Below are 8,306 nucleotides of genomic sequence, written 5' to 3'. Positions count from 1 at the left end.
AAATTATTACAATGAAAAAGTTTATTTTATCCTTAGTACTCATGGCTGTAACAACAAGTTACAGCCAAGAGTTAAACCTACCAGTGTTTACTCAGTATTTGGCTGATAACCCTTTTATTCTTTCACCTGCCTATGCCGGTATTGGAGATAATCTTCGTATTAGAGCCAATGGTCTTACACAGTGGGTCGGAATTAAAGATGCACCAGACAACCAATCATTGTATGCCGATTTTCGTGTTCTTGATCGTTCTGGAGTTGGTTTGTCATTGTATAATGACAGCAACGGTAATACCAAACAAACAGGAGCTAAAATTTCGTTTGCGCATCACCTTATCCTAGATTATTATTCAGAACAATATCTGTCTTTTGGTATTTCGTACAATTTCAATAGTTTTCGTTTAGAGACTGGTAATTTTACCGGAGATGTAAATGGAGCTCCCGGAGGAGTAGATCCATCAGTAACAGACAATCGTCAGACATCAAATAATAACTTTGACATCAGTGCTTTGTATCGTTACAAAGGTTTTTACCTTAGTTTTAACGCCAATAACGTTTTAAAGAAAAATTTGACTAAGGAAAGAACAAACGAGCCAGATTTACTTTCTAACTTTCAGGTATATTCTGGATTTACTTTTAAAGATGGAGAAAACAGACGTATCGAATACGAACCATCTGTATTCCTGCAATATTTTGCGAGTGACCAGCGTTCTACAACCGATTTCAACTTCAAATACAGACGTTACAACCGTTATGAAGATTATTACTGGATCGGAGTTTCATATCGTTTCTTAAATGACCAATTCCCGAAACCTCTGGCTGCGGGACCTATGGCTGGTTTTATGAAGTCAAAATTCTATTTTGCGTATTCTTACCAAATGATGTTTAATGGACTTGGAAGCTACAATTCAGGAACACATTCGATTACAATCGGATTTGATTTCTTGCAATCTATCAGTAACTGTCCGTGTACACAAAGTCCGGTTCACGATTAGACAGGTAATTTTTATCATCTTTGAGAATAATTTTGTTTGTTTTCATAATTTACAACGTTTTCGTTTTTATTGATCGATTATTTTTGCTTTTTTGAAATTTAGAGTACCGTAAAAGTTCTATATTTGTTATTCTTTCAAAAAATTAAAAAAAATTAGCAGATGAAAACTTTAAATGATTTCGATTTTAAAAATAAAAAAGCAATTATCCGTGTAGACTTCAACGTGCCATTGGATGAAAATTTTAATGTAACAGATACAACACGTATTGAAGCAGCTAAGCCAACAATTGATGCTATTCTAGCTCAAGGCGGAAGTGTGATTTTAATGTCACATTTAGGAAGACCAAAAGGAGCAGAAGAGAAATATTCTCTAAAACATATCTTAAGTACCGCTTCTGAAATTTTAGGAGTTGAGGTAAAATTTGCTGAAAACTGCGTTGGAGAACCAGCTCAAACAGCAGCAAAAGATTTAAAACCAGGCGAAGTTCTTTTATTAGAAAATTTACGTTTCCACGCAGAAGAAGAAGCTGGAGATGTTGCTTTCGCTAAAGAATTGGCTTCTCTTGGAGATATTTATGTAAACGATGCATTTGGTACAGCTCACAGAGCACACGCATCTACTACAATTATCGCACAATTTTTTCCAAACGATAAATGTTTCGGAACATTATTGGCTAAAGAAATTGACAGTTTAAATAAAGTTCTTAAAAACAGTGAAAAACCTGTAACTGCTGTACTTGGTGGTTCTAAAGTTTCTTCTAAAATTACTGTTATCGAAAATATCTTAGATAAAGTAGATCACATGATTATTGGAGGAGGAATGACTTTTACTTTCATCAAAGCGCAAGGAGGAAAAATCGGTGAGTCTATCTGCGAAGATGACAAATTAGATTTAGCTCTTGAAATTTTAAGATTAGCAAAAGAAAAAGGCGTTCAGGTTCATATTCCTGTTGATGTTATTGCTGCAGACGATTTCTCAAACACTGCAAATACTCAGGTTGTAGATGTAACTGCAATTCCTGACGGATGGCAAGGTTTAGATGCAGGTCCAAAATCTAGAGAAAACTTCAAAAAAGTAATTTTAGAATCAAAAACTATTCTTTGGAATGGTCCATTAGGAGTTTTTGAAATGGAAACTTTCTCTAAAGGAACGATCGCATTAGGAGATTATATCGCAGAAGCTACGGCAAATGGAGCATTTTCATTAGTTGGTGGTGGAGATTCTGTTGCAGCTGTAAAACAGTTCGGATTTGAAGACAAAATGAGCTATGTTTCTACTGGTGGTGGGGCAATGCTAGAAATGTTAGAAGGGAAAGTTTTACCTGGAATCGCTGCGATTTTAGACTAAAAAATCACAATTAACATTTTTTTAAATACTTTTCTTCAATAAAGGGCTTAGATTTGCAAAAATACAACTCTTGTAATTGTTTGAATTACAGAATTTTAAAATAATGTTATATGATTGTAAAGAAAATATCCTTAGTGGTGACAGCTTTGTTCTCTATGTCGATGTTCGCGCAGGAATCTGCAGAATTTTCGAAAGAGATCAAGCAAGACATTAAGTTGTCGTATTTAGATTCTATTAAAAGCACATTCAAAAGAGACCAATTAGCTTCAAAAGTAGATAGTCTTTGGATGAATGAATTAGTAAGTCTAGATATCTACGACGATTTAACTAAAGACATTCAAACCATCAATAAGGATGTAACTGTCGATGAAGAATTGCCAACCGAATTGCTAAAGCAACGTTTGGCGTTGATGAATGAAAAATCACCCTTTGAAATCGAATACAATCAAGGTTTAGAAAATATAATAAAGTCATTTCTCAAGAACCGTAAAAAATCGTTTTCTCGATTAATGGCTTTATCAGAATATTATTTCCCAATCTTTGAGGATGCTTTTGCCAAACAAAACGTTCCTTTGGAAATAAAATATTTAGCCGTTGTAGAATCTGCTTTAAATCCTAAAGCAGTTTCTAAAATGGGCGCCACGGGACTTTGGCAGTTTATGTACGGAACCGGAAAACAATACGCTCTTAAAATCGACTCTTATATCGACGAAAGAAGCGATCCTCTTAAAGCTACAGCAGCAGCTTCAGAATACATGAGCAAAATGTTCAATATTTTTGGCGACTGGGAACTGGTTTTGGCTTCTTACAACTCAGGTCCAGGAAATGTTACCAAAGCAATTCGTCGCTCTGGTGGAAAAACAAAATACTGGGACATTCGTAATTATCTTCCAAGAGAAACTCAAGGTTACGTTCCTGCTTTCTTAGCAACAATGTATCTTTTTGAATACCACAAAGAACACGGAATTAATCCGGAAAGAGCAGTGGTTAAAAATTTTGAAACCGATACTGTTTGTGTAAAAAATCAAATGTCTTTCAAGCAGATTGCCGATTTATTAGATATGCCGCAATCTCAAATCAAACTTTTAAATCCTTCTTATAAAATGGAAGTTGTTCCTTTTTATCAAGGAGAACAACATTTTATTCGTCTTCCAAAAGATAAAATAGCAACATTTGTTTCTAATGAACCACAGATTTATGCTTACGTAAAGTATGATGCTGAGATGAAGTCTACATCGTCTAGATTGGCGGTTAAATATGCACCAAAAGCAAAACCAGCACCAGCAAAACCAGCAACTATTGAAAGTGGCGATTTCGAATTTTATAAAGTTCGCAAAGGAGATAACTTAGGAGCCATTGCCTCTAAGTACAATGTAAGCATCAGCGAAATTAAAAAATGGAATAATTTAAAAACGAATGCTGTTGCAATCGGTAGAAGTTTAAAAATTAAATCTGAAGAAGAAACTCCTGTTAAAGCAGCTCCAATTGTAGAAAAAAGAGAAGAAGCTATTGCATCTGCTGATGAAAAAAACAAACCATCAGCCGTTGATATGGACTATGTTGTAGTAGCCGGAGACAATTTAGGAAGCATTGCCAAAAAGTTCGGTACGACTATTGCGGAGTTAAAAGAGCTTAATAATCTAACTTCAAATAATATTGGTTTAGGTAAAACCCTAATTATTTCGAAAGCAGCGATAGTTATTGAAGAACCTGCTACAACGGCAATTGCCTCAAACTCGGTTGATTCATTCAAGAAAAAAGCAGTTTCTAAAAACGTTGGTGAAGATTATTACGTTAAAAAAGGAGACTCTTTATATAGCATTTCTAAAAAATATCCTGGAGTAACAATTTCAGATATTAAAAAATGGAATGGTATTAAAGATGAAGATATTAAACCGGGAATGAAACTTAAAATAAACGGATAAATACAAAATCTTATTTAAATTTGGGTTTTATTTCATAAATTAAGAAAATGAATAAAACCCATTTTTTATTGCTATTACTTCCATTTTTTCTGGTTTCTTGTTTTAAAGGTGAAAAACAAAATGAAACAGTTTCTGGAAAAACAAATACTATTTCTGTCATTATTGATGATCAGTTGTGGTATGGAGAAGTAGGCGATAGTATTCGAAATAAATTTGCTTCGCCGGTTCTTGGACTTACCCAAGAAGAACCGCTTTTTACCATCAATCAATATCCAGCCAGATTATTGGAAGGCTTTGTAACCGACAGCCGAAGTATTATTGTCGTTAAAAAAGCACCAGTAGATAAATTCGAAATCATTCGAAATAAAGACTTGCCTCACAATACTTTTCGTATTTACGGAAAATCTGTGGATGATCTTATTTGTAGTATAGAAGATAATTCTGCAGAGATTATAAAAGAGATTCACGACGCAGAGCTTAAAAAAATTCAGGAAGACAATAGTTCGTCACTATTAAATAAAACCATTATAAAAAATAAATTTCACATCAGTATTCAGATTCCAACTGGTTATGAATACATGTTGCACAAGAAGAAATTTATTTGGTTAAAAAAAGAAATCATCAGTGGAAACACAAGTTTATTGATGTACCAAGTTCCAATTAACAACTTCAAGAAGAAAAAAGACGTCATAAACGCCATTGTAAAAATGCGCGATTCCGTTGGAAAATATATTAAAGGTCGTGAATTGAATACACAAATGATTACCAGCGAAGCCTATGCGCCTTATTTTTCAAAAATAGAATTAGACCATAAAGATGCGTATGAGACAAAAGGAACCTGGGAGCTAAAAAATGACTTCATGACTGGACCTTTCATTAATTATGCAATTTTAGACAAAACCTTCAATCGAGTTTTAGTAATCGAAGGATTTTGTTATTCACCTTCACACCAAGAACGTGACCTAATGTTAGAACTGGAAGCAATCATAAAAACAGTTAAAGTCGACAAACGTTAGAAATTTAGTTTCAAGTTTCAAGTTTCAAGTTTGAGGTTTCAAGTTTCAGGTTTCAAGTTTTAGGTTTCAAGTTTCAAACTCTCTGCGACCTTCGCCTTCTCATAAAAAAATCCAGCGTTCTCAGCGCAAAATTCTGTGACCTCTGCGTAACAATGACAAAGCATATCAACTTGAAACTTGAAACCTAAAACTTGAAACAAAAAAAAAATCCGTAACTTTATTTGTAACAAACATTAAAACAAATAGTTATGAAAAAAGTAACCATCACATTAGTGCTTATAACCATGTGTTTTATTTCCTGTAAAAAAGAAATAAAGACAGAAGTTGCAACAGCAAATGATTCTCTAGCTGTGAAAACCGAAGAACCCCTTATTGAAGAACCAGTAGATTCTGCCGCACAAATGAAAGCTTGGCAAGAATATGCAACTCCTGGAAATCCACATAAGATGATGGCAGATGAAGTTGGAACATGGAATTGTGATATGACATTTTGGTCAGAAGCAAACGGAAAACCAGAAAAAGCAACATCAGTAGCCGTAATCAGAATGATTTTAGGCGGCCGTTATCAGGAAGCCGATTATAAAGGAACCATGATGGGACAACCTTTTGAAGGAAAAAGCACTTTAGCCTACAATAATGCCAGTCAAGAATACACCACCACTTTCATTGACAATATGGGAACGGGAATGATGGTTGCAATGGGAAAATACGATGAGGGCAAAAAAAGCATGGAATTAAAAGGTGAAATGGTAAATCCGGTTAATGGTAAAAAAACGCCTTATCGGGAAGTTTATACCATCGTAGATCCAAAGACAAGAAAAATGGAAATGTACGATGTCAAAAACGGATCAGAATATAAAAGCATGGAAATTGTAATGACGAAAAAATAGTTTTTTCTAAGGGACAAAGTTGCAAAGTAACAAAGTGACAAAGGCGCAAAGTTTATTTTTATGAGATATAACTTTGTGCCTTTTCGATTTGTATGAGAAGTTTTAGCGGGCTAAAAAAATAATATAACTTAGCGCCTTAGTGCCTTCGTGGCAAAACATAAAAAATAATAATGGAATTAAAATGGAAAATAAAGCCTTTTGAGGCATTAACTGTTACCGAGTTATACGATTTGCTTCAATTGAGAAGTCAGATCTTTGTAGTGGAGCAAAACTGCGTCTATTTAGATCTTGACGGAAAAGACAAGAAAGCATTACACCTGATTGGAGAGTTTGAGGGTAAAATTGTGGCTTATTCTCGTTTATTTGATGCGGGAATCAGTTTCGATAACGCTTCGATAGGAAGAGTGGTTGTAGATGAAAATTATCGAGACAGAAAATGGGGTCATGATTTAATGCGTGAAGCCATTGCAGGAATTAAATCTAATTTCGGAAAAGATAAAATTACTATTGCGGCTCAATTATATCTGAAAAAATTCTACGAAAGTCATGGTTTTGTTCAAATCAGTGAAATGTATTTGGAAGATGATATCGAACATATTGATATGATTCGTGGTTGATTATTCATACAAAAACACATCAAACGAATTTTTCATTTAAGAGCGCAAGTCCAATTTTTAAAAGACTTACGCTCTTTTTTTGTTTTTTTAGCCATGTAATGCTTTTGTGTTAGATGATTTTCAATTTGATTTTTATTTAATTTAGAAATAAAAATCAAACATGAAAAATGCCATCCTGTTATTGTTTGCATTCGTGGTTTCAAATCAAACTTTTAGTCAGCTAAAATATAAAGTTGGTGATAAAGCGCCTAAATTGAATATTACCAATTATCTTCAAAATGAGCCGAAAGACAAAAATTTCGATAAAAAATATATTTTACTGGAGTTTTGGGCTACTTGGTGTACAACTTGTTTAGCAGAAGTTCCAAATCTTAACAAACTGCAAGAAAATTATAAGAAAAATAAAGACTTCGTTTTTATTTCCATAACAGACGAATCTCCTGAAAAAACGAAAAAGACACTTGAACGCGTTAAGTTTAATTCGATAGTAGTAAGCGATCAGACTAAAAAAGCATTAACCGATTTTGTTGTCGATGATGATCAGGGAAGTTATGCTATTCCAAAAACATTTTTAATTGATAATAAAGGAATTATAAGATGGATTGGTGAACCTTACACTTTGAATGAAGTAGTAATCAATAAATTTTTGAATGGAAAGGAAATATTAGAGTCAGATAATACAGTTTCTAACAGACCTGCACCGCCACGTTAAAACTAGATCTGAGTAATCAGAAACTCCACACGACGGTCGTATTTATCGCCTTTACCGAGTGGATATTTATTGCCGCATCCAACATAGGTCATGCGGCTTTTGGATATTTTTTTGGAAATTAAATAATGAAAAACGGTTTTGGCCCGATTCCAAGAAAGCCTTCTTTCTTTGGTTGCCCGATCTATTCCGTCGTGATAAATCTCGGGAGTACAGCAAACGTGACCGCGGATTTCAAATTTTAGATTTAAATGTTTTTGAAGTGTTGTCGCAACTTTGTCCAGTTCTTTTTTTGCTGTGCTGGTTAGTTTTGCACTTCCAATATCAAACAAAATAGATTCGAGACAAACTTTATCGCCAACTTTTAAATTGTCTTTGAAGGAAGTAATAATGCCTTTTCCAAAATCCTCTTTTTTAACTACAATTAAATCAACCCGCCGATTATGTAAACGGGTTTCGTAAAGATTCTCGATCGTATCTGCTTTTACAACAATCCGGCCTTTTCCTTCACGAATGACAATTTTATCCGGATTAAATCCTTTTCTGATCAGTAGGTTCTGAATCGTATTGGCCCGTTTATTCGATAATTTAAAATTGTAGTGATCTGTCCCCCTGTCATCGCAATAGCCATAAATCTCTATCGACTCCACTTTTGATGTGTCTATGTTTTTTATAAAGTCGGAGACAACCTTAATTTGTTTGGCTGTTAAATCGTATCTATCAAATTCAAAATAGATTGTTTCAACAGGTTTTTGCTGCGCCGGTACTGTATAAAAAGATAAAAGAAGTAGGGCGAGGGTTAGCTTCATT

8 protein-coding genes are annotated in these 8,306 nt (G+C 34.1%); 7 read left to right on the top strand and 1 reads right to left on the bottom strand.

The window, feature by feature from the left end:
* Nucleotides 1-11: 11 nt before the first annotated feature.
* From K6T82_RS13290 to K6T82_RS13260, 7 genes are all read left to right on the top strand, one after another.
* The gene (locus K6T82_RS13290) at nucleotides 12-992 is read left to right on the top strand and encodes a PorP/SprF family type IX secretion system membrane protein (RefSeq protein WP_223706441.1); all 981 of its coding nucleotides are present in this window, start codon (nucleotides 12-14) and stop codon (nucleotides 990-992) included.
* 159 nt (nucleotides 993-1,151) lie between these two features.
* Nucleotides 1,152-2,339, top strand: coding sequence for a phosphoglycerate kinase (locus K6T82_RS13285; RefSeq protein ID WP_223706439.1), 1,188 nt, complete (start codon nucleotides 1,152-1,154; stop codon nucleotides 2,337-2,339).
* 110 nt (nucleotides 2,340-2,449) lie between these two features.
* Nucleotides 2,450-4,264 (top strand): LysM peptidoglycan-binding domain-containing protein, encoded by a 1,815-nt coding sequence (locus K6T82_RS13280; protein WP_223706438.1) that lies wholly within the window; start codon nucleotides 2,450-2,452, stop codon nucleotides 4,262-4,264.
* 47 nt (nucleotides 4,265-4,311) lie between these two features.
* Nucleotides 4,312-5,280, top strand: coding sequence for a DUF4837 family protein (locus tag K6T82_RS13275; RefSeq protein ID WP_223706436.1), 969 nt, complete (start codon nucleotides 4,312-4,314; stop codon nucleotides 5,278-5,280).
* Nucleotides 5,281-5,528: 248 nt separating this feature from the next.
* Complete coding sequence (locus tag K6T82_RS13270; RefSeq protein WP_223706434.1) at nucleotides 5,529-6,170, top strand: DUF1579 domain-containing protein; 642 nt, start codon at nucleotides 5,529-5,531, stop codon at nucleotides 6,168-6,170.
* Nucleotides 6,171-6,340: 170 nt separating this feature from the next.
* Nucleotides 6,341-6,787 carry a GNAT family N-acetyltransferase gene (locus K6T82_RS13265; protein WP_223706432.1) on the top strand — a complete coding sequence of 149 codons (447 nt, stop codon included), beginning with the start codon at nucleotides 6,341-6,343 and terminating at the stop codon, nucleotides 6,785-6,787.
* Between the two features lie 160 nt (nucleotides 6,788-6,947).
* On the top strand, nucleotides 6,948-7,499 hold the full coding sequence (locus K6T82_RS13260; protein WP_223706430.1) for a TlpA family protein disulfide reductase: 552 nt from the start codon (nucleotides 6,948-6,950) through the stop codon (nucleotides 7,497-7,499).
* 2 nt (nucleotides 7,500-7,501) lie between these two features.
* Here K6T82_RS13260 and K6T82_RS13255 read toward each other — a convergent pair whose 3' ends face one another.
* A complete protein-coding gene (locus K6T82_RS13255; RefSeq protein WP_223706428.1) occupies nucleotides 7,502-8,305 on the bottom strand; it encodes an OmpA family protein in 804 nt (267 codons plus the stop codon).
* Nucleotide 8,306 lies beyond the last annotated feature (1 nt).

Source organism: Flavobacterium potami (assembly GCF_020026915.1).
Classification (GTDB): Bacteria; Bacteroidota; Bacteroidia; order Flavobacteriales; family Flavobacteriaceae; genus Flavobacterium; species Flavobacterium potami.
Note: the sequence above shows the minus strand (reverse complement) of the source record. Positions and strands in the feature narration are given on the sequence as shown.

What these genes read in the sequence shown, in the direction of transcription:
- K6T82_RS13290 (WP_223706441.1), top strand. Translation starts at nt 12, where the DNA reads ATGAAAAAGTTTATTTTATCCTTAGTACTCATGGCTGTAACAACAAGT.
- K6T82_RS13285 (WP_223706439.1), top strand. Translation starts at nt 1,152, where the DNA reads ATGAAAACTTTAAATGATTTCGATTTTAAAAATAAAAAAGCAATTATC.
- K6T82_RS13280 (WP_223706438.1), top strand. Translation starts at nt 2,450, where the DNA reads ATGATTGTAAAGAAAATATCCTTAGTGGTGACAGCTTTGTTCTCTATG.
- K6T82_RS13275 (WP_223706436.1), top strand. Translation starts at nt 4,312, where the DNA reads ATGAATAAAACCCATTTTTTATTGCTATTACTTCCATTTTTTCTGGTT.
- K6T82_RS13270 (WP_223706434.1), top strand. Translation starts at nt 5,529, where the DNA reads ATGAAAAAAGTAACCATCACATTAGTGCTTATAACCATGTGTTTTATT.
- K6T82_RS13265 (WP_223706432.1), top strand. Translation starts at nt 6,341, where the DNA reads ATGGAATTAAAATGGAAAATAAAGCCTTTTGAGGCATTAACTGTTACC.
- K6T82_RS13260 (WP_223706430.1), top strand. Translation starts at nt 6,948, where the DNA reads ATGAAAAATGCCATCCTGTTATTGTTTGCATTCGTGGTTTCAAATCAA.
- K6T82_RS13255 (WP_223706428.1), bottom strand. Translation starts at nt 8,305, where the DNA reads ATGAAGCTAACCCTCGCCCTACTTCTTTTATCTTTTTATACAGTACCG.